Source organism: Enterobacter genomosp. S (assembly GCF_001631805.1).
Classification (GTDB): domain Bacteria; phylum Pseudomonadota; class Gammaproteobacteria; order Enterobacterales; family Enterobacteriaceae; genus Enterobacter; species Enterobacter quasihormaechei.
In genome coordinates this window covers 161061-183629 of record NZ_LVVA01000021.1, presented here as the reverse complement: position 1 = coordinate 183629, position 22569 = coordinate 161061, and the positions used below count along the sequence as shown (strand labels likewise).

Genomic DNA, 22569 nt, shown 5'->3' with positions numbered 1-22569 from the left:
AGTGTTGCAAATTATGTCGCATTTCAGGAGGGAAGCCGCACGGTGTGGGCGTTATAACGAAAGGGTGCCCCAGCATACCTTAAAAGGGGCAATTGGTATAACCATTGTTGAAAATACACAAATAATTAACAATTAATTATCAATAAAAAGACAACTAAAAAACGAAAATTCAATCTTTCAAAAGCTGAATCGTTTAATGGAAAATAGCGTAGCGAAATAAGCTCCAATAATTTCCGAATGCTATCCCGCACAAAACAACAAATATTTTTTTTACCGAGGGTGGTTATTTCACCGTTATAATTTCGGTTCGTTATTACAACGGGAAATAACCTTTCGCTTTTTTCTTCAGGTCATCCGTGTTTTACGTAGCGACATGAAATCCAGCGTGCCGCCCGTCAGGATGCCCGCAAGGGCCAGTAGCGCGCCGATATCCAGCAGCAGCGCCTCAAAAGGCAGCGATAGTCCTGTCGTTGCATTAATAATGAGCACCACCAGCCACAGTACCAGCGCAAGGCAGCCCACCATCATCAGACGCAGCGCAAATCGATAGGCGGCCTGATATTCCGTGCGCGGCATGAAATGTTCCGTCCGCTGGGTATATTCCAGCGTCTGACGACAAATCAGCAGCAGTAAAATCCCCGGCACGGCCGCGACCACCGAGAAGAGATAAAACGTCGGCCAGCCGTGGGCTTCAACAAACCAGCCTGCGACAGGGCCAACGTAGACGCGCCCGACTGCGGAAAGGGCAGAGAGCAGCGCAAACTGGGTGGCGGAAAATGACTTATTGCATAGCGTCATCAGCAGGGCAACAAAGGCCGCGGTGCCCATACCGCCGCACAGGTTTTCAAAGAATACGGCCGTCGCCATGCTGATCATATTCTTGTCGGTTACCGACAGCAGCCAGTAACCGGCATTCGATGCGCCCTGAAGGATGCCGAAGATCAGCAGAGCCCGAAACAGCGTCAGGCGCTGCATCAATACGCCGCCATACAGCGCGCCGACGATGGTGGCAAACAGCCCCAGGGTTTTGTTCACCACGCCGACCTCGCCCGCATCAAACCCGACGCCGCGGATCAGAAAGGTGGTGGTCAGGCTCATGGCGAAAGCATCGCCGAGCTTATAAAGGACAATCAACAGCAAGATCAACCAGGCATTATTGCGACCAAAGAAATCGCGGAGCGGTGCCACGACGGCCTGCTCCAGCGAGCGGGGAACCGGAATAACATCGCTCGGTTCAGGCGCAAATAGCGTGGCGATAATGCAGGGGATCAGCAGAGCGGCCATCAGCCAGTACATTCCCTGCCAGCCGAGATAGCGGTCTGCAAGCCAGAGTGCCAGGCCGCCGGAAACCAGCATACCCAGGCGGTAGCCCAGCACGCTGATGGCCGCACCGGCACCACGCTCTTCTGCGGGCAAGACGTCCGTTTTCCAGGCGTCAAAAACAATGTCCTGGGACGCGGAGCAGAAGGCGATGACCACCGCAAGCGCGGCCATCCAGCGCAGCTGCGTTGACGGCTCAAGGAAACCCATTGCGGCGATCGCGATCAGCAGGAAAACCTGCGTCATTACGAGCCAGCCGCGACGGCGACCGAGGAATGGCGGGGTATAGCGGTCCATCACCGGCGACCACAGGAACTTGAAGACGTAGGCCTGACCGACAAGCGAGAAGAAGCCAATGGTTTTGAGATCGATGTTCTCGACCGTCATCCACGCCTGTAACGTGCCGGAGGTGAGCGCAAGCGGTAAACCGGAGGCGAAACCAAGGATCAGCAGAATAGCTGATTTGGGTTGCTGGAAAATGCGTAAGTAGTGACTGGACATATTCTTATGAGCTGACCCGGTGAAGCACCGGGTCAGTCAGCAGGATTAACGGGCGTTCTGCTTGATGAAGTCGTGAATGCTGGTGTCCTGTGCCATGTCGGCAATGGTATCAGTCAGCACGCTGTTAACCGCGTCAGCGATATTTTTGTTGGACGCCTGGAATGCGCCTTCAACAGAATAGCTTGCACGGTAGTTTTTATTCATTTTGTTGCCGTTCTTCGCGGTAGCGATGATGGCGATATCGGCTTTCGTCGCGATGTTGTAGCGAACGTTGCCCTGAGAAACATCAGCGTACAGGTTGTTCACGATGATTTGCAGATCAACCGCGCCGCTCGGGCCAATCATGTAGCCACGGGAGGTCATCTGTTTCTCCAGCACTTCCTGCAACAGGAAGCGCAGGTCGCGGGAGGCGGTCAGGGTGACCTGCTGGTTGTCGCGGGTCACTTTCGCCAGCGCCTGATCCTGACGCTGATCGGCACCATTAATGCTGACCGTGACGCCCATCAGGCTTGGGTCCTGCTGAGGCAGGGTAATTTTTGGTGAAACGTCGATCGTCGTCGGCGGGGTCGCGCAGCCGGCGAGCATAAAGAGTGCTACCAACGGAAAGAAGATTTTTTTTAACATTTTTGGGTTCTCAACGAATCGTAAGCAAATAGAGAAAAATTGCCGCCATCATAACATCGCCAACGGCCAGTGGAAGTGGTCAACGCATGTAAATTCATCGCCTTGTCCGAAAACTGACCAGCTTTCCGCTTTTCTCTGCCTGTGAGTGACACAACGTATGAACTTCATAGTGAACTTCATTCGTTTGACTGAGAAAATCAGACGAAAGCTAAATATTTGTTGTCAATGTGTAATGGAAACGGTAAAAGCGGCTAATATTTAAAGGGATGGGTGACATCTTAGCGTTGTCGGAGGAGTGATTTCATGATGATACGTGAACAGATAGAAGAAAAATTAAGGGCAGCGTTCAACCCTGTGTTTCTCGAAGTTGTCGACGAAAGCTATCGTCATAACGTGCCGGCAGGTTCTGAAAGCCACTTCAAAGTGGTTCTGGTCAGCGATCGCTTCACGGGAGAACGTTTCCTGAACCGACACCGCCTGATCTACAGCACCTTGACGGAAGAACTCTCCACAACCGTACATGCCCTGGCGCTGCACACTTACACCATTAAGGAGTGGGAAGGGCTACAGGATACGGTATTCGCTTCTCCGCCTTGTCGCGGTGCAGGCACCATCGCCTGATAAATCGGATTTGCAACCGCCGGAGTTTTTCCAGTATGTTGCATACAGATTTCGTCAAAACGGCCTTCGGGCCGTTTTGTTTTGTCTGAGTTTTGAGCGGATGGTGCGTTTTTGAGGCTAAAAATAGCCTTAAAGTGTGAAAAAAGCCGCAGCTACATACGCCAACCGTTCTCGACTCACCTAAGTGATGCCGCTATAATGCCGCGTCTTAATGAATGTCTTCGGGATGATTCTGGCGACAGGGAATGTGAATCTGCACATAAGAGAGCATCCCGGTATAACAGACAGATTCAGAGTTGACCGAGCACTGTGATTTTTTTGAGGTAACAAGATGCAAGTTTCAGTTGAAACCACTCAAGGCCTTGGCCGCCGTGTAACGATTACTATCGCTGCTGACAGCATCGAAACTGCTGTGAAAAGCGAGCTGGTCAACGTAGCAAAAAAAGTACGTATTGACGGCTTCCGCAAGGGCAAAGTACCAATGAATGTTGTTGCTCAGCGTTATGGCGCTTCCGTGCGTCAGGATGTGCTGGGTGAACTGATGAGCCGTAACTTTATCGACGCGATCATCAAAGAAAAAATCAATCCAGCCGGCGCGCCGAACTACGTTCCAGGCGAATACAAGCAGGGCGAAGACTTCACCTACTCCATAGAGTTCGAAGTGTACCCGGAAGTTGAGCTGAAAGGTCTGGAATCTATCGAAGTTGAAAAACCGATCGTTTCCGTGACCGATGAAGACGTTGACGGCATGCTGGACACCCTGCGTAAGCAGCAGGCGAACTGGAAAGAAAAAGAAGGCGCTGTTGACGCTGAAGACCGCGTAACCATCGACTTCACCGGTTCTGTAGACGGCGAAGAGTTCGAAGGCGGTAAAGCGTCTGATTTCGTACTGGCGATGGGCCAGGGTCGTATGATCCCAGGCTTCGAAGACGGTATCAAAGGCCACAAAGCGGGCGAAGAGTTCACCATCGACGTGACCTTCCCTGAAGAGTACCACGCTGAAAACCTGAAAGGTAAAGCAGCGAAGTTCGTCATCAACCTGAAGAAAGTGGAAGAGCGCGAACTGCCAGAACTGACTGAAGAGTTCATCAAGCGTTTCGGCGTGGAAGATGGTTCTGTTGCTGGCCTGCGTACCGAAGTGCGTAAAAACATGGAGCGTGAGCTGAACGGCGCTGTACGTAACCGTGTGAAATCTCAGGCGATTGAAGGTCTGGTAAAAGCGAACGAGATCGACGTTCCTGCTGCCCTGATCGACAGCGAAATCGACGTTCTGCGCCGTCAGGCTGCACAGCGTTTCGGGGGCAACCAGCAGCAAGCGATGGAACTGCCGCGCGAGCTGTTTGAAGAGCAAGCGAAACGCCGCGTTGTAGTTGGCCTGCTGCTGGGTGAAGTGATTCGTACCCACGAGCTGAAAGCTGACGAAGAGCGTGTGAAAGGCCTGATCGAAGAGATGGCTTCTGCATACGAAGATCCATCAGAAGTGATCGAGTTCTACGGTAAGAACAAAGAGCTGATGGACAACATGCGCAACGTCGCACTGGAAGAGCAGGCTGTTGAAGCGGTACTGGCGAAAGCTAAAGTGACCGAAAAAGAGACCTCTTTCACTGAACTGATGAACCAGCAGGCGTAATTTCGCCCCAACGGTTTAAAGTTTGAACAAAAAACCCGTTGCCCTCCGGCGACGGGTTTTTTTTATCGCAGCTTGAGTCCTGGAAGGGTGCTAAAACGCCCTTTCAGTGTTAGCGTTACAACAAAACGTTGTTATGCTTGAAATAGGGCGTGGCGACCCCCATTAGTATGTAATCACGATGATTGAGACTGGCTGATAATCCGTCCATAAGGTTACAATCAGTACAGCAGGTGTTTTCAATTTTGAACCAGGAGACGGAAATGTCATACAGTGGCGAACGAGATAACTTTGCACCCCATATGGCGCTGGTGCCAATGGTTATTGAACAGACCTCACGCGGTGAGCGTTCTTTCGATATCTATTCCCGTCTGCTCAAGGAACGCGTTATCTTTCTGACCGGCCAGGTGGAAGACCATATGGCTAACCTGATCGTGGCGCAGATGCTGTTCCTGGAAGCGGAAAACCCGGAAAAAGACATTTACCTGTACATCAACTCGCCAGGCGGTGTGATTACGGCGGGCATGTCTATTTATGACACCATGCAATTCATCAAGCCGGACGTCAGCACCATCTGTATGGGGCAGGCGGCGTCCATGGGTGCCTTCCTGTTAACCGCAGGGGCGAAAGGTAAGCGTTTCTGCCTGCCAAATTCCCGCGTGATGATTCACCAGCCGCTGGGTGGTTACCAGGGTCAGGCGACGGATATCGAAATCCACGCCCGAGAAATTCTGAAAGTAAAATCGCGCATGAATGAACTTATGGCGCAGCATACAGGTCAACCTCTTGAGCAGATCGAGCGCGATACCGAGCGCGATCGCTTCCTCTCTGCACCAGAGGCAGTTGAGTACGGCTTAGTCGACTCCATTTTGACCCATCGTAATTGATGCCCGCGACGCGAGTGTGCCGCTATACTAAGGTAGGGCGGCACGTTGCCAGTAAGCAGCTTGCGTCTGAGAATGGCATTTGCGTCGTCATGTGCGGCACATAGAACTTAAAAAGAGGTTTGGACTCATGACAGATAAACGCAAAGATGGTTCGGGCAAACTGCTGTACTGCTCTTTTTGCGGCAAAAGCCAGCATGAAGTGCGTAAACTGATTGCCGGGCCGTCCGTGTATATCTGCGACGAATGCGTCGATTTATGTAACGACATCATTCGCGAAGAGATTAAAGAAGTCGCGCCGCACCGTGAGCGCAGCGCGTTGCCAACGCCACACGAAATTCGCCACCACCTCGACGACTATGTCATTGGTCAGGAACAGGCGAAAAAAGTGCTGGCGGTGGCGGTATACAACCACTACAAACGTCTGCGTAACGGCGATACCAGCAATGGCGTGGAACTGGGTAAGAGTAACATTCTGCTGATCGGGCCGACCGGCTCCGGTAAAACGCTGCTGGCGGAAACCCTGGCGCGCCTGCTGGATGTTCCGTTCACCATGGCGGATGCCACCACCCTGACCGAAGCCGGTTATGTGGGTGAAGACGTTGAAAATATCATCCAGAAGCTGCTACAGAAGTGCGATTACGACGTGCAGAAAGCCCAGCGCGGGATCGTCTATATTGATGAGATCGACAAAATCTCTCGTAAGTCAGACAACCCGTCCATCACCCGTGACGTATCGGGCGAAGGCGTGCAGCAGGCGCTCCTGAAGCTGATTGAAGGTACGGTTGCGGCTGTTCCACCACAGGGTGGGCGTAAGCATCCGCAGCAGGAGTTCTTGCAGGTTGATACCTCCAAGATCCTGTTTATCTGCGGTGGTGCGTTTGCAGGCCTGGATAAAGTGATTTCTCACCGTGTTGAAACCGGCTCCGGCATTGGTTTTGGCGCAACGGTGAAAGCCACGTCTGAAAAACCAAACGAAGGTCAGCTGCTGGCGCAGGTGGAGCCGGAAGACCTGATCAAATTCGGTTTGATCCCAGAGTTTATCGGCCGTCTGCCAGTGGTGGCGACCCTGAATGAACTGAGCGAAGACGCGCTGATTCAGATCCTGAAAGAGCCGAAAAACGCGCTGACCAAGCAGTATCAGGCGCTGTTCAATCTGGAAGGCGTTGAGCTGGAATTCCGTGACGAAGCGCTGGACGCGATTGCCAAAAAAGCGATGGCGCGTAAAACTGGCGCGCGTGGTCTGCGTTCTATCGTAGAAGCAGCGTTGCTCGACACGATGTACGATCTGCCTTCTATGGAAGACGTCGAAAAAGTGGTTATCGACGAGTCCGTCATTGGTGGCCAGACCAAGCCGTTGCTGATTTACGGCAAACCGGAAGCGCAGCAGGCATCTGGCGAATAATTCACCAACTCATACAATCAGTTAATCAAAAAGGGGGGATATTATCTCCCCTTTACTTTTTCCGTATTCATGGCGTTGAATGTATGGGAAACATCCCCATATACTGGATTACATGTTAATGGTTGTGTGAAGCACAGTGACATGACCAGCTTACCTGGCGGACACTAAACTAAGAGAGAGCTCTATGAATCCTGAGCGTTCTGAACGCATTGAAATCCCCGTATTGCCGTTGCGCGATGTGGTGGTTTATCCGCACATGGTCATACCCTTATTTGTAGGGCGGGAAAAATCTATCCGTTGCCTCGAAGCCGCCATGGATCATGATAAAAAAATCATGCTGGTGGCGCAGAAGGAAGCATCAACGGATGAGCCGGGTGTAAACGATCTTTTCACCGTCGGGACCGTGGCCTCTATTTTGCAAATGCTGAAGCTGCCGGACGGCACCGTGAAGGTGCTGGTGGAAGGCTTACAGCGTGCGCGTATTACCACTCTGTCAGATGATGGCGAGCACTTCTCTGCGAAGGCGGAGTACCTTGATTCACCGGAACTGGATGAGCGCGAGCAGGAAGTGCTGGTACGCACCGCGATCAGCCAGTTTGAAGGCTATATCAAGCTGAACAAGAAAATCCCACCTGAAGTGCTGACGTCGCTGAACAGCATCGACGATCCTGCACGTCTGGCGGATACCATCGCTGCACACATGCCGCTGAAACTGGCTGACAAACAGTCCGTGCTGGAAATGTCCGACGTTAACGAACGTCTGGAATACCTGATGGCGATGATGGAGTCTGAAATCGATCTGCTCCAGGTTGAGAAGCGCATTCGCAACCGCGTCAAAAAGCAGATGGAAAAATCGCAGCGTGAGTACTATCTGAACGAGCAAATGAAAGCCATTCAGAAAGAGCTCGGCGAGATGGACGACGCGCCGGACGAAAACGAAGCGCTGAAGCGTAAGATCGACGCGGCGAAAATGCCGAAAGAGGCGAAAGAGAAAGCCGAAGCCGAGTTGCAGAAGCTGAAAATGATGTCTCCGATGTCGGCAGAAGCGACCGTTGTACGCGGCTACATTGAGTGGATGGTGCAGGTTCCGTGGAATGCCCGCAGCAAGGTCAAAAAAGACCTGCGTCAGGCCCAGGAGATCCTGGATACTGACCACTACGGCCTGGAACGCGTGAAAGATCGCATTCTTGAGTACCTCGCGGTACAGAGCCGTGTGAACAAAATCAAAGGCCCAATCCTGTGCCTGGTAGGACCGCCAGGGGTGGGTAAAACCTCTCTGGGACAGTCCATCGCCAAAGCGACAGGACGTAAGTACATCCGTATGGCGCTGGGCGGCGTGCGTGATGAAGCGGAAATCCGCGGCCACCGTCGTACCTATATTGGTTCGATGCCGGGCAAGCTGATCCAGAAGATGGCGAAAGTGGGCGTCAAAAACCCGCTGTTCCTGCTCGATGAGATCGACAAAATGTCTTCGGACATGCGTGGCGATCCGGCGTCGGCGCTGCTGGAAGTGCTTGATCCAGAGCAGAACGTCGCGTTCAGCGATCACTATCTGGAAGTCGACTACGACCTGAGCGATGTGATGTTCGTGGCGACCTCCAACTCCATGAACATTCCGGCACCGCTGCTGGACCGTATGGAAGTGATCCGTCTGTCCGGCTATACCGAAGACGAGAAGCTGAACATTGCTAAGCGGCACTTGCTGCCGAAGCAGATCGAGCGTAACGCGCTGAAAGCTAACGAGCTGACCGTTGAGGACAGCGCCATTGTAGGCATCATTCGTTACTACACCCGTGAAGCGGGCGTGCGTAGCCTTGAGCGTGAGATCTCCAAGCTGTGCCGTAAGGCGGTGAAACAGCTGCTGCTGGATAAGAGCCTGAAACACATCGTGATTAACGGCGACAATCTGCATGCTTATCTCGGCGTCCAGCGCTTCGACTATGGCCGCGCGGACAACGAAAACCGCGTGGGTCAGGTGACCGGTCTGGCATGGACGGAAGTGGGCGGCGATCTGCTGACCATCGAAACCGCCTGCGTGCCGGGCAAAGGCAAGCTGACCTACACCGGTTCGCTCGGTGAAGTGATGCAGGAGTCCATCCAGGCGGCGCTGACCGTGGTACGCGCACGCGCGGAGAAATTGGGCATCAACGCTGATTTCTACGAAAAACGCGACATCCACGTTCACGTTCCGGAAGGGGCGACGCCGAAAGATGGTCCAAGCGCGGGTATTGCCATGTGTACGGCGCTGGTTTCCTGCCTGACGGGTAACCCGGTTCGTGCCGATGTGGCCATGACCGGTGAAATCACCCTGCGTGGCCAGGTTCTGCCAATCGGCGGGTTAAAAGAAAAGCTGCTGGCGGCACACCGCGGTGGGATCAAAACCGTACTGATCCCTTACGAGAATAAACGCGATCTGGAAGAGATTCCGGACAACGTTATTGCTGATTTGCAGATCCATCCGGTGAAACGCATTGAGGAAGTTCTGACTCTCGCACTGCAAAATGAACCGTCCGGAATGCAGGTTGTAACCGCAAAATAGTGACCTCGCGCAAAGAGCGCCAATAAAAACAAGGCTGGTAAGTCATTTCGTACTTGCCAGCCTTTTTTTGTATAGCTAATTTAGATTGCTGATTGGGTAAGCCATCAACAACGGGTGTTGTAAGGTCATAGCAGGACTGATATAACTGCTGCGCGGTCGCGCTGTGAAGGATTCAGGTGCGATATAAATTATAAAGAGAGGAAGAGAACAGTGAATAAATCTCAACTGATTGACAAAATTGCTGCGGGTGCTGATATTTCTAAAGCTGCAGCTGGACGTGCTTTAGATGCTTTAATTGCTTCTGTTACTGAATCTCTGCAAGCTGGGGACGACGTCGCACTGGTAGGCTTCGGTACTTTTGCGGTTAAAGAGCGCGCTGCCCGTACTGGCCGCAACCCTCAGACCGGTAAAGAGATCACCATTGCTGCCGCTAAAGTGCCGGGTTTCCGTGCAGGTAAAGCGCTGAAAGACGCAGTAAACTGATTGCTTTCCCGCTTCAGGGAAGCTGAAAAGTACAAGGGCGCATCGTTTGATGTGCCTTTTTTGTTTGTCCAGGCCTGATTTGTGCGAGTTTATGCGAGTTGTGGGCTGACAATTGCCCTGTTTTCTTGTCACAATACGCCTTTACGCGCGACGGTCAGGATTTTCCGTCAGCGTCAGGTAACCAGTCACCTACAGCGGAGTGTTGTTACACCATGATGGACAGCTTACGCACGGCTGCTAACAGTCTCGTGCTCAAGATTATTTTCGGTATCATTATCGTGTCGTTCATATTGACCGGTGTGAGCAGTTACCTCATCGGCGGTGGCGCGAACTACGCCGCAAAAGTGAACGGCCAGGAAATCAGCCGTGGGCAGTTCGAGAACGCTTTTGCTGGTGAACGTAACCGCATGCAGCAGCAACTGGGCGACCAATACTCTGAACTCGCAGCCAATGAAGGCTATATGAAAAACCTGCGGCAGCAGACGCTGAACCGCCTTATCGATGAAGCGCTGCTGGACCAGTACGCGAAAAGCCTGGGTCTGGGCATCAGCGATGAGCAGGTTAAAAAAGCCATCTTTTCGACGCAGGCTTTCCAGTCTAACGGGAAGTTTGACAACGCGCGCTACAACAGCATTGTTAACCAGATGGGTATGACGGCTGACCAGTACGCGCAGGCGCTGCGTAACCAGCTCACCACGCAACAGCTGATCAACGCTGTGGTGGGCACCGATTTCATGCTGAAAGGCGAAACGGAAGAGCTGGCGGCGCTGGTGGCGCAGCAACGCGTGGTGCGCGAAGCGACGATTGACGTCAACGCGCTGGCGGCGAAACAGCAGGTCAGCGACGCTGAAGTTAATGCTTACTACGAGCAAAACAAGAACAACTTCATCTCTCCTGAACAGTTCCGCGTAAGCTATATAAAGCTGGACGCGGCGGCGATGCAGGAAAACGCGACTGACGCAGAGATCCAGTCTTATTACGATCAGCACCAGGATCAGTTCACTCAGCCGCAGCGTAACCGCTACAGCGTGATCCAGACCAAAACGGAAGCAGAAGCTAAAGCCGTGCTGGACGAGCTGAACAAAGGCGCAGATTTCGCGACCGTGGCGAAAGCAAAATCCACCGACATTATTTCTGCCAAAAACGGCGGCGATATGGGCTGGCTGGAAGATGCAACCACCCCGGACGAGCTGAAAAATGCCGGCCTGAAAGAGAAAGGCCAGCTTTCTGGCGTGATTAAATCATCCGTTGGTTTCCTGGTGGCGCGCCTTGACGATATCACTGCGGCAAAAACCAAGCCGCTGGCTGAGGTGCGTGATGACATCGCTGCGAAAGTGAAGCAGGAGAAAGCGCTTGACGCCTTCTATGCGCTGCAACAGAAAGTGAGCGATGCCGCAAGCAACGACAACGAATCACTGGCGGGCGCGGAGCAGGCTGCCGGCGTAAAAGCGGTTGAGACGGGCTGGTTCAGCCACGAAAACCTGCCGGAAGAACTGAACTTCAAACCGGTTTCAGACGCCATCTTCAATGGGGGGCTGGTAGGTGAGAACGGTACGCCGGGCAGCAACTCGGACATCATTACCGTCGACGGTGACCGTGCGTTTGTTCTGCGCGTCAGCGATCACAAAGCCGAGGCGGTGAAACCGCTGGCGGAAGTGAAAGATCAGGTGGTGGCGCTGGTGAAACATAATAAAGCGGCACAGCAGGCAAAACTGGATGCAGAGAAAATTCTGGCCGATCTGAAAGCCGGTAAGAGTGATGCGATGAAGGCGGCTGGTCTGAGCTTTGGCGAAGCTAAAACGCTGAGCCGCACCGGTCAGGATCCTGTCAGCCAGGCGGCGTTTGGTCTGAGCCTGCCGGCGAAGGACAAACCTGTCTTTGGTACCACAACCGATATGCAGGGCAATGTGGTTCTTCTGGCGCTGGATGAAGTGAAAGCCGGCACGCTGCCGGACGCGCAGAAGAAGGCTATGGTTCAGGGTATTACCCAGAACAATGCTCAGATCGCTTTCGAAGCGATGATGAGTAACCTGCGTAAAGAAGCCAAAATCAAGCTGGGTGATGTGGTTACCCAGGAGCAATAATTTCGTACCTGCTCGCAGATTTTCGTAACGCTCTGCAAAAACTAAAGGCCGCTTTCGCGGCCTTTTCCATTTCTGCAATCTGCTGTTTGTGCCTGTTTCCCCGTGCGGCTATCGTGGCCTGGCTGTCAACAAACAAGGAGAAAGCAGCATGAAATCTGGAATCAAAGCACTGTTAATTACCCTGGCGATTGCCACTTCCGGGATGAGTGCGGGAGCGCTGGCTGCAACCCCCGCCGCTAAAGCGCAGGCTGTACAAAACCAGGCCGATGCGACGTCGCAAGGTCATGTTAAAGCCAACGCGACGGCCAGCACCAAAGCGGCCGAGGACGAGGGTACGCGAGTCAGTATCAATACTGCCTCTGCGGAAGATCTGGCCCGGGTGATGAATGGCGTAGGGCTCAAAAAAGCGCAGGCCATCGTCAGCTATCGCGAAGAGTATGGTCCCTTTAAAACCATTGACGATCTCAAGCAGGTTCCGGGGATGGGCAGCTCGCTGGTTGAGCGCAATCTCGCACACCTGACGTTGTAATCGTGTAATCACTTGCACTGCGGCAAAAATTTGCCAGGATAAAGAGGTCATACCAGTTATGACCTCTGATCCTATAACAACGAAAGGCTATTGCGCTATGCAAACACAAATCAAAGTCCGTGGTTATCACCTCGATGTTTACCAGCACGTCAATAACGCCCGCTATCTGGAGTTTCTTGAAGAGGCGCGCTGGGACGGTCTGGAGAACAGCGAAAGTTTCCAGTGGCTGACTGCACACAACATCGCGTTTGTGGTCGCCAACATCAACATTAACTACCGTCGTCCGGCCGTGCTGGGGGATGTGCTTACCGTGACCAGCCAGGTACAGCAGCTGAATGGCAAAAGCGGCGTGCTGAGCCAGGTCGTCACACTGGAGCCTGAAGGGCAGGTGGTGGCAGACGCACTAATCACCTTTGTCTGCATTGACCTCAAAACCCAGAAAGCGTTGCCGCTGGAAGGGGAATTGCGCGAAAAGCTGGAGCTGATGATCGCGTAAATTTTTGTCTTTTATAAAAGACAAAAAAGTTTTTCAGGGATAAAATAATGAACAGGGACTACGTTGTTGAACGCTACCGAACCCGCGATGGGAAGATACCGTTTGAGGATTGAGTAACAAAAATGAGGCGAAAGGATCCGGAGTTGGCGTTTCGGATCCTTCTGCGAATCGACCGCGCGGAGAAGGGGAACTTCGGTGATTACCGTTATCTCAGAGAGGGCGTCTGGGAACTGAAGATTGATTGTGGTCCCGGTTATCGAGTCTATTTTGCAGTACAACATCGGGAAATCTTATTGTTGCTGATCGGCGGTGACAAAAAGAGCCAGAAAGCGGATGTAAAGCTGGCAATAGACTACTGGAAGGATCATCAAAAGGATAAACCCAATGAGCAAAAGCGAGCGAAAATTCTCGAGTACCGTCAGCCATGATGAAGCCGTAGTTAAGATGCTGCGCGAAAATCCTTCTTACGCACAGCTGTATCTGCAAATTGCACTGGATGAAATTTACGAAGACCAGGGGATCCCGGCTTATTTGATTGCTCTCAGACGTGTCATCGAAGCGCGCGGCGGTATCGGAGAAATTTCAGCCAAAGCGGGACTCTCACGTCAGCAGCTATATCGAACCCTGTCCGAAAATGGCAACCCAACGCTGTCTACTCTGATGAAAATTACCCGTGCTGCCGGCGTAAAACTGTTCGACAGCACGGTCAGGTAGAACTATTTCAGCCCGGTCTTTTTCTGCATTGCGGCCATCACGCCCGCTTTATCAGCAAGATAATGATGCAGCCCGTTTGCGCGCAGATTACAGGCGGCACACTGGCCGCAGCCGTCTCCTTTAATGCCGTTGTAGCAGGTCAGGGTCTCGTTGCGAACCACATCCAGCTTGCCCCAGTAGTCGGCCAGCGCCCAGGTCTCGGCTTTATCCAGCCACATCAGCGGCGTTTCGAAGCGGGTCTCTTTTGCCATTCCCAGATCCACGGCGTGATTGAGTGCTTTCACGAACTCATCCCGGCAGTCCGGGTAACCGGAGAAATCGGTCTCACACACGCCGGTAATTACCGCTTCGGCTTTTACCTGGTAGGCATAGATTGCCGTCAGGGTCAGGAACAGAATGTTGCGGCCCGGCACGAAGGTATTCGGAATGCCGCTGGCATCCGGCTCGTAATCAGGGACCGGAATACTGTCACGGGTGAGGCTGCTGACGGCCAGTTCATTTAACAGCGTCACGTCCAGCACTTTATGCGCGCGGGCGCCCAGTTTCAGGGCCAGTTCACGAGCGACATCAATTTCAGCGCGATGACGCTGTCCATAATCAAAAGTGACGCAGTGAACTTCATCATACTGGTGAAGCGCCTGAATCAGGCAGGTTGTGGAATCTTGTCCTCCGCTGAACACGACGACGGCACGTTTCATAGATCATCTCGACAGTTACGGTAAAAGCGTCATGTTAACGCCTGGCTACAGCGGCGACCAGCTTCTTCACGCGTTTGGGGGAGGAAGCCAGGCTTCGGTGAAGTCAAACCAGCCGCGGGTGTTAAGGCGTATCCCGTTGACGCCCGGAGGCGCGCTGATTTGATACTGATAGTTAAAGAGCGGCGTCAGGACGGCGGTTTCCATTAACCGGCTGAATATTGCCTGAAGCCCTGCGTGTCGATCACGATCGTCGGCCTGCATCTGCACCGCATCCAGCGTGGCCTGTAAATGGGCGTATGCCGGTGCGCTCAGCAGATGCGGCCAGAGTGCATCGCAGCGGAGCCACTGCTCAAGCGTATACGCCGGCGCTTCGCCAATCAGTCTGTCTCCCATCATCATGTCTGCCTCAGCAAGCGGCTGGCAACCGTCCCACGTCTTGGCGTCGTGAAAGATGACGGTCAGTTCGCAACCCTGCCGCGCAAGGTATGCCTTTAACTGGCTGGCCATGGTGTGAAGCTCGACTGGCAGGTGGTAGACCAGCGTCAGTGCCTCTGGCAGCGCAACGTCGGTTAAATCAGGCCATTGGGGGATCGCCCAGCCGGGAAGCAGTTCCTCGGTAGGCGTGATAAGCCCTTCGTTCAGCGGAAGCGTGTGCAAAAGCGTTGAGAGATGAATGATATTAATCAGACGCTTTGCCTGAAGCTCGCTCAGGCGCGCGCTCTGCTTCAGCGTGAGGTAGCAGAAGCCCAGGCTGGTGCTGTTACTCACCAGCCGCAGACTGGCCAGCTCGTCGGCCTGACCAATGGCTATTTGCACCGGGTGGCGGCAGCTGGTGCCAAGGCTGTAGTCAAAAAGCTGCGGTGTGATCCAGTACTCTATAGCCTTAAGCAATGGATGGCTGAGGTGATACTGCTCGTGGCTTTCCAGACGCACCAGCTCGGGCTCAAAAACGCTCAGACGGAAGGGACCACAGCCAACCCCCGGAAGACGGGGATGCGCCAGACGGCTACAGTAGGTTGCCAGTCTGTGCGCCAGCCAGTAGTCAGGTTGATGCAGAATAAACGTCAGGCACTGTGGATGCGTGGTTTCGATACGAAGAACGCTCCGGAAAAGCGTGCCCATGCCGGGTTGCGATAACAGCGCCGTCAGGCTTTGCTGGAGCTGCGACGTCTCTATTTTATCGCCGTTATGCCAGTGCAGGGTGGAGCGAATATAGAAATGCCAGCGCAGGCCGTCAGCAGAAACGTCCCAGTGATGCGCCAGATCGCCCGTAGGTTCGCTGCTGTTACCGTTAAACCGCGTCAAGCCAGAGAACACCTGTCCTGCCAGATGCTGCTCCGCCCGGCCAGGTAAAAACCCCGGCTGAAGCGGCTCCAGCGAGCGATAGTAGGGGATACGCAGCGTCGGCGTATCGTTCTGCCACTGCCCGCCCAGAAACGGATGCAGCAGCGATCGCAAATCTTCAGGCGCGAGCTGGGCCAGCTCCAGGGCGTTATGCTGTTGCCCGCTTTTCAGCGCCTCTTCCATCATCGTATTACGCAACGAATCCGGGGTGACGTGAAAGAGTAATTCCCCACGCTTTCCTCGTCCTGACCGGGCGTGCCAGCTTAGCCAGCCCGCCTCCTGCGCCTGACGCAGCAGGGTGCGAATGTGGCGCTCGCTGCAAAAGCAGCGGCTGGCAAGTTCACTGATGGTCACCTGCTGCGGCGCGCCGGCGGAGGGTTGCCACAGACGTTGATACTGGTTAAGACGGTTAAGCTGGCGCATGGAAAACCCGGAACAATAATTATCATCTATTCACTATTACTTCCGTATATCTCACGTAATACTGATGCACAAGTTAACCGCATCACATTTCGGGAGTAATCATGGCTCGGCTCGCTGCATTTGATATGGACGGCACGCTATTAATGCCGGATCACCGTTTAGGGGAGAAAACCCTCAACGCCCTTAAGCGCCTGCACGAGCGTGAAGTCACCCTGACGTTTGCCACCGGTCGTCATGTCCTGGAGATGCGCCATCTGCTGGGAACATTTTCCCTCGATGCGTTCCTGATCACCGGCAACGGGACGCGCATTCACTCCGTCGACGGCGAGGTGCTGCACCGTCAGGATCTGAACCCGGAAGTGGCCGATATTGTCCTGCACAGCGCCTGGGATACCCAGGCCAGCGTGCACGTTTTTAACGATGAAGGCTGGTTTACCGGGCGTGAGATCCCGGACTTACTGCACGCGCACGTCTACAGCGGCTTTAAGTATCAGCTTATCGATTTGCGCCGTATTCCGGCGCACAAGGTGACCAAGATCTGCTTCTGCGGCGATCACGACGACCTCTGCCGCCTGCGCATTCAGCTTAACGAGGCGCTGGGCGACCGGGCACATTTGACCTTCTCAGCGGTGGACTGTCTTGAAGTGTTGCCGGTGGGCTGTAACAAAGGTTCTGCGCTGGCGGTGCTGAGCGACCATCTGGGGCTGACGATGCAGGACTGCATGGCCTTTGGCGATGCCATGAACGACCACGAGATGCTGGGCAGCGTTGGCCGTGGGCTGATCATGGGGAACGCGATGCCGCAACTTATCGCCGCGCTCCCTCATTTACCGGTTATCGGACACTGTCGTAACGAAGCGGTGTCCCATTTTTTGACACATTGGCTGGACAAAAATAACCTCCCATATTCCCCCGAATAGCGAGATCCTTCCAGCAAGCCAGGCTTAAGTCTGGCTTTTTTTTATTTCACCAGCTGAGAAATCTGCGCTTTCCACGGTTCAACATCGCCGATATTGGCCTGTACCCATTGCGCGTTGTAATAGGTCTCCAGGTAGCGCTCACCGCTGTCGCACAGCAGCGTGACGACAGAGCCAGTACGGCCTTCTTCACGCATCCTCGCCGCCAGCTGTAGCGCGCCCCACATATTGGTGCCGGTTGAGGCCCCGACCTTACGGCCAAGCTGTGTCTCCAGCCAGTGCGCCGTCGCGACGCTGGCAGCGTCCGGCACGCGAAGCATCTCATCCACAACGTCCGGAATGAACGACGGTTCCACGCGCGGGCGGCCAATCCCTTCGATTTTGCTACCCACGGGGCTACGCAGGCCGGCATCGCGGGATTGCCAGTAATCAAGGAACACCGAGTTCTGCGGATCGACCACCATCAGCTGCGTATCATAACCCTGACAGCGGATATAACGTCCGATGGTGGCGGAGGTTCCGCCCGTGCCCGCACTCATGACAATGTAAGAGGGGACAGGATGCGGCTCGTGTGTCATCTGGCGGAAAATACTGTCCGCGATATTGTTATTGCCGCGCCAGTCGGTGGCGCGCTCGGCGAAGGTGAACTGGTCCATATAGTGGCCATTCAGTTCGCGGGCCAGCATTTCGGAGGCCGCGTAGATTTCGCAGGCGCTTTCCACAAAGTGGCAGCGTCCGCCGTAAAATTCGATCTGTTCGACTTTGCGTTTCGCCGTGCAGGAAGGCATCACGGCGATAAACGGCAGGCCCAGCAAGCGGGCAAAGTAGGCCTCGGAGACGGCAGTAGAGCCGGATGAGGATTCAATAATCGTGGTGCCTTCTTTAATCCAGCCGTTACACAAACCATATAAAAAGAGTGAACGCGCAAGACGATGCTTCAGGCTGCCGGTAGGGTGGGTACTTTCATCCTTCAGATAGAGCTGAATACCGGAAAATCCCGGAAGAGGCAGGCGGATTAAGTGGGTGTCTGCCGAGCGCTGATAGTCGGCATTTATTTCGCTGATGGCATGTTTAACCCAGGCGCTATTCATCGTAGTTATCCGTTTGTCATTTTGTGCCCAGCATAGCGAAAAGCACAGAAAAAATTGTTGCTATCTGGCCTTTAAAATAGAATGTATGGAGAATAATTTTCTCTGCGAGGTGGGTATGCTAGATAAAATTGACCGTAAGCTGCTTTCTTTGCTGCAAAGCGACTGCACCCTCTCTTTGCAGGCGCTGGCAGATGCCGTTAACCTGACCACCACACCGTGCTGGAAGCGCCTCAAGAAGCTGGAAGATGATGGCATTCTGTTGGGACGCGTGGCGCTGCTGGATCCCGAAAAACTGGGGCTTGGACTGACCGCCTTCGTCCTGATAAAAACGCAGCATCACAGCAGTGAATGGTACAGCCGCTTCGTCACGCAGGTTTCCGATATGCCCGAGGTGCTCGGCTTCTGGCGCATGGCGGGGGAATACGACTATCTGATGCGCGTTCAGGTGGCGGACATGAAGCGCTACGATGATTTTTACAAGCGGCTTGTCAACAGCGTACCGGGCTTGTCCGATGTCACCTCCAGTTTTGCCATGGAACAGATTAAATACACCACAGCATTACCCATTGAATAACATCATAAAATACCTTCAGGAAAATACCGCGTGCGATTATTTGCCCAATTAAGCTGGTACTTTCGTCGGGAGTGGCAACGCTACCTCGGCGCGGTGGCCCTGCTTATCATCATTGCCATCCTGCAACTGCTCCCGCCCAAAGTGGTGGGATACGTCGTGGATGGCGTTACCGAACAACATTACACCGCCGCACGGGTGATGATGTGGGTCGGCACGCTGGTGCTGACGGCCGTGGTGGTTTACCTGCTGCGCTATGTCTGGCGCGTGCTGCTGTTCGGTGCGTCCTATCAGCTTGCCGTGGAGCTGCGCGAAGATTTTTACCGCCAGCTGAGCCGCCAGCACCCTGAGTTTTATCTGCGTCACCGTACCGGGGATCTCATCGCCCGCGCCACTAACGACGTGGATCGCGTGGTGTTTGCCGCCGGCGAAGGGGTATTAACGCTGGTGGATTCCCTGGTGATGGGCTGTGCGGTACTGATTGTGATGTCTACGCAAATTAGCTGGGAGCTCACTCTGCTGGCGCTGCTGCCGATGCCGCTAATGGCGCTGGCGATTAACCGCTACGGCGAGCAGCTCCATGAACGCTTCAAGCTGGCGCAGGCGGCGTTCTCGTCGCTGAACGATCGCACCCAGGAGAGCATGACCAGTATCCGCATGATCAAAGCGTTTGGTCTGGAAGACAGGCAGTCCGCGCTGTTTGCCGCAGACGCCGCCGACACCGGCGCGAAAAACATGCGCGTGGCGCGGATTGACGCCCGTTTCGATCCGACAATTTATATTGCGATTGGCATGGCGAACCTGCTGGCGGTTGGTGGCGGCAGCTGGATGGTGGTGCAAGGCACGATGACCCTCGGTCAGCTAACCAGTTTTGCGATGTACCTCGGGCTGATGATCTGGCCGATGCTGGCGCTGGCCTGGATGTTTAATATCGTTGAGCGCGGGAGCGCCGCCTACAGCCGTATCCGCGCCATGCTGGCGGAAGTGCCGGTGGTGAACGATGGCAGCGAGCCGGTACCGGAAGGTCCGGGTATCCTGAAGGCTGACGTTCGCGCCTTTATCTATCCGCAAACGGAACACCCGGTGCTTGAAAACGTCAGCTTCATGCTGCGGCCTGGTCAGATGCTGGGCATCTGCGGCCCGACGGGGTCCGGAAAAAGTACCCTCCTGTCGCTCATTCAGCGCCATTTTGACGTGAGCGAAGGCGATATCTGTTTCCACGATGTCCCCCTGCCGCGCCTGCTGCTTGATGACTGGCGCAGCCGCCTGGCGGTCGTTAGCCAGACGCCGTTTTTGTTTTCAGACACCATTGCCAACAATATTGCGCTCGGGTGCCCGACGGCGACGCAGGACGAGATCGAGCACGTAGCGCGCCTGGCCAGCGTCCACGAGGATATTTTGCGCCTGCCGCAGGGCTACGACACGGAAGTGGGGGAGCGGGGCGTGATGCTCTCCGGTGGACAAAAGCAGCGTATCTCTATCGCCCGCGCGCTGCTGCTGAACGCTGAGATCCTGATTCTGGATGATGCGCTGTCAGCGGTTGACGGGCGTACCGAGCATCAAATTCTGCATAACCTTCGCCAGTGGGGAGAAGGGCGCACGGTCATCATCAGCGCGCACCGTCTGTCGGCGCTTACCGAAGCCAGTGAAATTCTGGTGCTTCAGCACGGACATATTGCCCAGCGTGGTCAGCATGAACAGCTCGCCGGGCAGACCGGCTGGTATCGGGATATGTACCGCTATCAACAGCTTGAAGCCGCGCTGGATGAGGAGGTGGCCGATGCGTAAGTTTGGACAGATGTGGCCGACGTTAAAACGGCTGCTCGCCTATGGTTCACCGTGGCGTAAACCGCTTTCCATCGCCGTGCTGTTGTTGTGGATCGCCGCGATTGCGGAGGTGACCGGCCCGCTGCTAATCAGCTATTTCATCGATAACATGGTGGCGAAGCGCTATTTGCCGCTGGGGCTGGTGGCGGGGCTGGGCGTGGCGTATGTCGGGCTACAGCTGACGGCGGCGGGGCTACACTATGCCCAGTCGCTGCTGTTTAACCGGGCCGCCGTGGGCGTGGTTCAGCAGCTACGCACGGATGTGATGGATGCCGCGCTGCGCCAGCCGCTGAGCGAATTTGATACCCAGCCGGTCGGGCAGGTCATTTCGCGCGTCACTAACGACACCGAAGTGATCCGCGACCTGTACGTCACCGTTGTCGCAACGGTTCTGCGCAGCGCCGCGCTGATCGGCGCGATGCTGGTGGCGATGTTCAGCCTGGACTGGCGAATGGCGCTGGTGGCGATCGCCATTTTCCCGGCAGTGCTGATTGTGATGGTGATTTACCAGCGCTACAGCACGCCGATTGTTCGTCGCGTGCGCGCTTACCTTGCAGATATCAATGATGGCTTCAACGAAGTGATCAACGGCATGAGCGTTATCCAGCAGTTTCGCCAGCAGGCGCGTTTTGGCGAGCGAATGGGGGAAGCCAGCCGCTCGCACTATATGGCGCGAATGCAGACGCTACGTCTGGACGGTTTCCTGTTACGTCCGCTGCTGAGCCTCTTCTCTGCGCTGGTGCTGTGCGGGCTGTTAATGCTGTTTGGCCTGACGACGCGTGGAACCATTGAGGTGGGGGTACTGTACGCGTTTATCAGCTACCTCGGACGCCTCAACGAACCGCTGATTGAACTCACCACGCAGCAGTCGATGCTGCAACAGGCGGTGGTCGCGGGCGAGCGTGTGTTCGAGCTGATGGACAGGCCGCGTCAGACCTATGGCGATGACGATCGCCCGCTGGAAAGCGGATCTATCGCGTTCGACCATGTTTCGTTTGCCTATCGCGACGACCAGCTTGTCTTGCAGGATATCAACCTGGATGTGCCGTCGCGCGGTTTTGTCGCCCTGGTTGGGCATACCGGCAGCGGCAAAAGCACGCTCGCCAGTTTGCTGATGGGCTACTATCCGTTGACGCAGGGGGAGATCCGTCTGGACGGACGGCCTCTTGCCACGCTTAGCCACAACGCGTTGCGCAAGGGCGTCTCGATGGTGCAGCAGGATCCGGTGGTGCTGGCCGATACCTTTTATGCCAACGTGACGCTGGGGCGACCGTTCACACCTGAGCAGGTCTGGGAGGTGCTGGAGACTGTACAGCTGGCGGATCTGGCGCGCGGGTTAAGCGAGGGGATCTATACCCGCCTGGGCGAGCAGGGCAACAACCTCTCCGTCGGGCAAAAGCAACTGCTGGCGCTGGCGCGCGTGCTGATTGAGACGCCGCAGGTGCTGATTCTGGATGAAGCGACCGCCAGCATCGATTCCGGTACCGAACAGGCGATCCAGCAGGCGCTGGCTGCCGTGCGGGATCGCACCACGCTTGTGGTGATCGCCCACCGCCTCTCAACCATCGTCGATGCCGATACCATTCTGGTGCTGCACCGTGGCCAGGCCGTTGAACGGGGAACGCACAGGGAGTTGCTTGAGGCAAAAGGGCGCTACTGGCAGATGTATCAGTTGCAGCTGGCAGGCGACGAGCTGGCCGCCAGCGTACGCGTGGATGAGTCACTTAGCGCCTGATGCACCATTCCAAGGCGATGTGCTAACAGATATACCTGTTGGTGCAAAACGGAAACGCACCCTGCACCGTCATGGTGCGTTTTTTTTCACCCGTTCTCTGAGCATGCGCGCCGCGCCGCTTTCCTTCTCACATTTC

At 54.8% G+C, this 22569-nt stretch carries 20 protein-coding genes; 15 read left to right on the top strand and 5 right to left on the bottom strand.

The genetic code is table 11. The features are described 5' to 3' along the window. Positions 1–345 precede the first annotated feature (345 nt). Both ampG and A3466_RS17765 read right to left on the bottom strand, forming a co-directional pair. The gene (gene ampG, locus A3466_RS17770) at positions 346–1821 is read right to left on the bottom strand and encodes a muropeptide MFS transporter AmpG (RefSeq protein WP_063451695.1); all 1476 of its coding nucleotides are present in this window, start codon (positions 1819–1821) and stop codon (positions 346–348) included. A gap of 45 nt (positions 1822–1866) precedes the next feature. After that, complete coding sequence (locus A3466_RS17765) at positions 1867–2445, bottom strand: lipoprotein (protein WP_006809883.1); 579 nt, start codon at positions 2443–2445, stop codon at positions 1867–1869. A gap of 303 nt (positions 2446–2748) precedes the next feature. Here A3466_RS17765 and bolA point away from each other — a divergent pair, with 303 nt between their 5' ends. The 11 genes from bolA to A3466_RS17710 all read left to right on the top strand — a co-directional run bounded on the left by bolA (position 2749) and on the right by A3466_RS17710 (position 13827). Continuing rightward, on the top strand, positions 2749–3066 hold the full coding sequence (gene bolA, locus A3466_RS17760) for a transcriptional regulator BolA (protein WP_003859051.1): 318 nt from the start codon (positions 2749–2751) through the stop codon (positions 3064–3066). Positions 3067–3397: 331 nt separating this feature from the next. Then, positions 3398–4696 (top strand): trigger factor, encoded by a 1299-nt coding sequence (gene tig, locus A3466_RS17755; RefSeq protein ID WP_063451694.1) that lies wholly within the window; start codon positions 3398–3400, stop codon positions 4694–4696. Positions 4697–4956: 260 nt separating this feature from the next. Further along, complete coding sequence (gene clpP / locus A3466_RS17750) at positions 4957–5580, top strand: ATP-dependent Clp endopeptidase proteolytic subunit ClpP (RefSeq protein ID WP_063451693.1); 624 nt, start codon at positions 4957–4959, stop codon at positions 5578–5580. 127 nt (positions 5581–5707) lie between these two features. Then, positions 5708–6982, top strand: coding sequence for an ATP-dependent protease ATP-binding subunit ClpX (clpX, locus tag A3466_RS17745; RefSeq protein WP_006809879.1), 1275 nt, complete (start codon positions 5708–5710; stop codon positions 6980–6982). Positions 6983–7166: 184 nt separating this feature from the next. Then, positions 7167–9521, top strand: coding sequence for an endopeptidase La (gene lon / locus A3466_RS17740; protein ID WP_063451692.1), 2355 nt, complete (start codon positions 7167–7169; stop codon positions 9519–9521). Positions 9522–9731: 210 nt separating this feature from the next. Beyond that, entirely contained in the window at positions 9732–10004 is a 273-nt protein-coding gene (gene hupB, locus A3466_RS17735) for a nucleoid-associated protein HU-beta (protein WP_002444653.1), read from the top strand. A 212-nt stretch (positions 10005–10216) separates the two neighbouring features. Continuing rightward, positions 10217–12088 (top strand): peptidylprolyl isomerase, encoded by a 1872-nt coding sequence (ppiD, locus tag A3466_RS17730; protein WP_063451691.1) that lies wholly within the window; start codon positions 10217–10219, stop codon positions 12086–12088. 148 nt (positions 12089–12236) lie between these two features. Then, positions 12237–12617: a helix-hairpin-helix domain-containing protein gene (locus A3466_RS17725; RefSeq protein ID WP_063451690.1), complete on the top strand. Its 381-nt coding sequence runs from the start codon at positions 12237–12239 to the stop codon at positions 12615–12617. A gap of 97 nt (positions 12618–12714) precedes the next feature. Then, positions 12715–13113: a YbgC/FadM family acyl-CoA thioesterase gene (locus A3466_RS17720; protein ID WP_063451689.1), complete on the top strand. Its 399-nt coding sequence runs from the start codon at positions 12715–12717 to the stop codon at positions 13111–13113. 143 nt (positions 13114–13256) lie between these two features. Further along, entirely contained in the window at positions 13257–13541 is a 285-nt protein-coding gene (locus A3466_RS17715) for a type II toxin-antitoxin system RelE/ParE family toxin (RefSeq protein ID WP_245167777.1), read from the top strand. After that, positions 13498–13827 (top strand): DNA-binding protein, encoded by a 330-nt coding sequence (locus A3466_RS17710; protein ID WP_063451688.1) that lies wholly within the window; start codon positions 13498–13500, stop codon positions 13825–13827. The genes A3466_RS17715 and A3466_RS17710 overlap by 44 nt, the downstream gene beginning before the upstream one ends. Positions 13828–13829: 2 nt before the next feature. On the opposite strand, the gene queC is transcribed toward A3466_RS17710, so the two are convergent. Continuing rightward, complete coding sequence (gene queC / locus A3466_RS17705; protein WP_063451687.1) at positions 13830–14525, bottom strand: 7-cyano-7-deazaguanine synthase QueC; 696 nt, start codon at positions 14523–14525, stop codon at positions 13830–13832. 66 nt (positions 14526–14591) lie between these two features. After that, positions 14592–16292 (bottom strand): SgrR family transcriptional regulator, encoded by a 1701-nt coding sequence (locus A3466_RS17700; protein ID WP_063451686.1) that lies wholly within the window; start codon positions 16290–16292, stop codon positions 14592–14594. A gap of 101 nt (positions 16293–16393) precedes the next feature. Between A3466_RS17700 and cof the strand changes: the two genes are divergently transcribed. Then, positions 16394–17212 (top strand): HMP-PP phosphatase, encoded by an 819-nt coding sequence (gene cof / locus A3466_RS17695; RefSeq protein ID WP_063451685.1) that lies wholly within the window; start codon positions 16394–16396, stop codon positions 17210–17212. Between the two features lie 41 nt (positions 17213–17253). Here cof and A3466_RS17690 read toward each other — a convergent pair whose 3' ends face one another. Then, positions 17254–18300 (bottom strand): PLP-dependent cysteine synthase family protein, encoded by a 1047-nt coding sequence (locus A3466_RS17690; protein ID WP_063451684.1) that lies wholly within the window; start codon positions 18298–18300, stop codon positions 17254–17256. Between the two features lie 115 nt (positions 18301–18415). Here A3466_RS17690 and A3466_RS17685 point away from each other — a divergent pair, with 115 nt between their 5' ends. The 3 genes from A3466_RS17685 to A3466_RS17675 are packed head-to-tail and all read left to right on the top strand — an operon-like array spanning position 18416 to position 22433. Next, a complete protein-coding gene (locus tag A3466_RS17685) occupies positions 18416–18874 on the top strand; it encodes an Lrp/AsnC family transcriptional regulator (protein WP_022647254.1) in 459 nt (152 codons plus the stop codon). 30 nt (positions 18875–18904) lie between these two features. After that, positions 18905–20659: a SmdA family multidrug ABC transporter permease/ATP-binding protein gene (locus tag A3466_RS17680; protein WP_063451683.1), complete on the top strand. Its 1755-nt coding sequence runs from the start codon at positions 18905–18907 to the stop codon at positions 20657–20659. Beyond that, positions 20652–22433: a SmdB family multidrug efflux ABC transporter permease/ATP-binding protein gene (locus A3466_RS17675; protein ID WP_063451682.1), complete on the top strand. Its 1782-nt coding sequence runs from the start codon at positions 20652–20654 to the stop codon at positions 22431–22433. Before A3466_RS17680 ends, A3466_RS17675 begins: the two co-directional genes overlap by 8 nt. Positions 22434–22569: the final 136 nt, after the last annotated feature.

What these genes read in the sequence shown, in the direction of transcription:
- A3466_RS17675 (WP_063451682.1), top strand. Translation starts at nt 20,652, where the DNA reads ATGCGTAAGTTTGGACAGATGTGGCCGACGTTAAAACGGCTGCTCGCC.
- cof (WP_063451685.1), top strand. Translation starts at nt 16,394, where the DNA reads ATGGCTCGGCTCGCTGCATTTGATATGGACGGCACGCTATTAATGCCG.
- A3466_RS17720 (WP_063451689.1), top strand. Translation starts at nt 12,715, where the DNA reads ATGCAAACACAAATCAAAGTCCGTGGTTATCACCTCGATGTTTACCAG.
- lon (WP_063451692.1), top strand. Translation starts at nt 7,167, where the DNA reads ATGAATCCTGAGCGTTCTGAACGCATTGAAATCCCCGTATTGCCGTTG.
- A3466_RS17765 (WP_006809883.1), bottom strand. Translation starts at nt 2,445, where the DNA reads ATGTTAAAAAAAATCTTCTTTCCGTTGGTAGCACTCTTTATGCTCGCC.
- A3466_RS17725 (WP_063451690.1), top strand. Translation starts at nt 12,237, where the DNA reads ATGAAATCTGGAATCAAAGCACTGTTAATTACCCTGGCGATTGCCACT.
- queC (WP_063451687.1), bottom strand. Translation starts at nt 14,525, where the DNA reads ATGAAACGTGCCGTCGTCGTGTTCAGCGGAGGACAAGATTCCACAACC.
- A3466_RS17685 (WP_022647254.1), top strand. Translation starts at nt 18,416, where the DNA reads ATGCTAGATAAAATTGACCGTAAGCTGCTTTCTTTGCTGCAAAGCGAC.
- ppiD (WP_063451691.1), top strand. Translation starts at nt 10,217, where the DNA reads ATGATGGACAGCTTACGCACGGCTGCTAACAGTCTCGTGCTCAAGATT.
- bolA (WP_003859051.1), top strand. Translation starts at nt 2,749, where the DNA reads ATGATGATACGTGAACAGATAGAAGAAAAATTAAGGGCAGCGTTCAAC.
- ampG (WP_063451695.1), bottom strand. Translation starts at nt 1,821, where the DNA reads ATGTCCAGTCACTACTTACGCATTTTCCAGCAACCCAAATCAGCTATT.
- tig (WP_063451694.1), top strand. Translation starts at nt 3,398, where the DNA reads ATGCAAGTTTCAGTTGAAACCACTCAAGGCCTTGGCCGCCGTGTAACG.
- A3466_RS17710 (WP_063451688.1), top strand. Translation starts at nt 13,498, where the DNA reads ATGAGCAAAAGCGAGCGAAAATTCTCGAGTACCGTCAGCCATGATGAA.
- A3466_RS17690 (WP_063451684.1), bottom strand. Translation starts at nt 18,300, where the DNA reads ATGAATAGCGCCTGGGTTAAACATGCCATCAGCGAAATAAATGCCGAC.
- A3466_RS17700 (WP_063451686.1), bottom strand. Translation starts at nt 16,292, where the DNA reads ATGCGCCAGCTTAACCGTCTTAACCAGTATCAACGTCTGTGGCAACCC.
- clpX (WP_006809879.1), top strand. Translation starts at nt 5,708, where the DNA reads ATGACAGATAAACGCAAAGATGGTTCGGGCAAACTGCTGTACTGCTCT.
- clpP (WP_063451693.1), top strand. Translation starts at nt 4,957, where the DNA reads ATGTCATACAGTGGCGAACGAGATAACTTTGCACCCCATATGGCGCTG.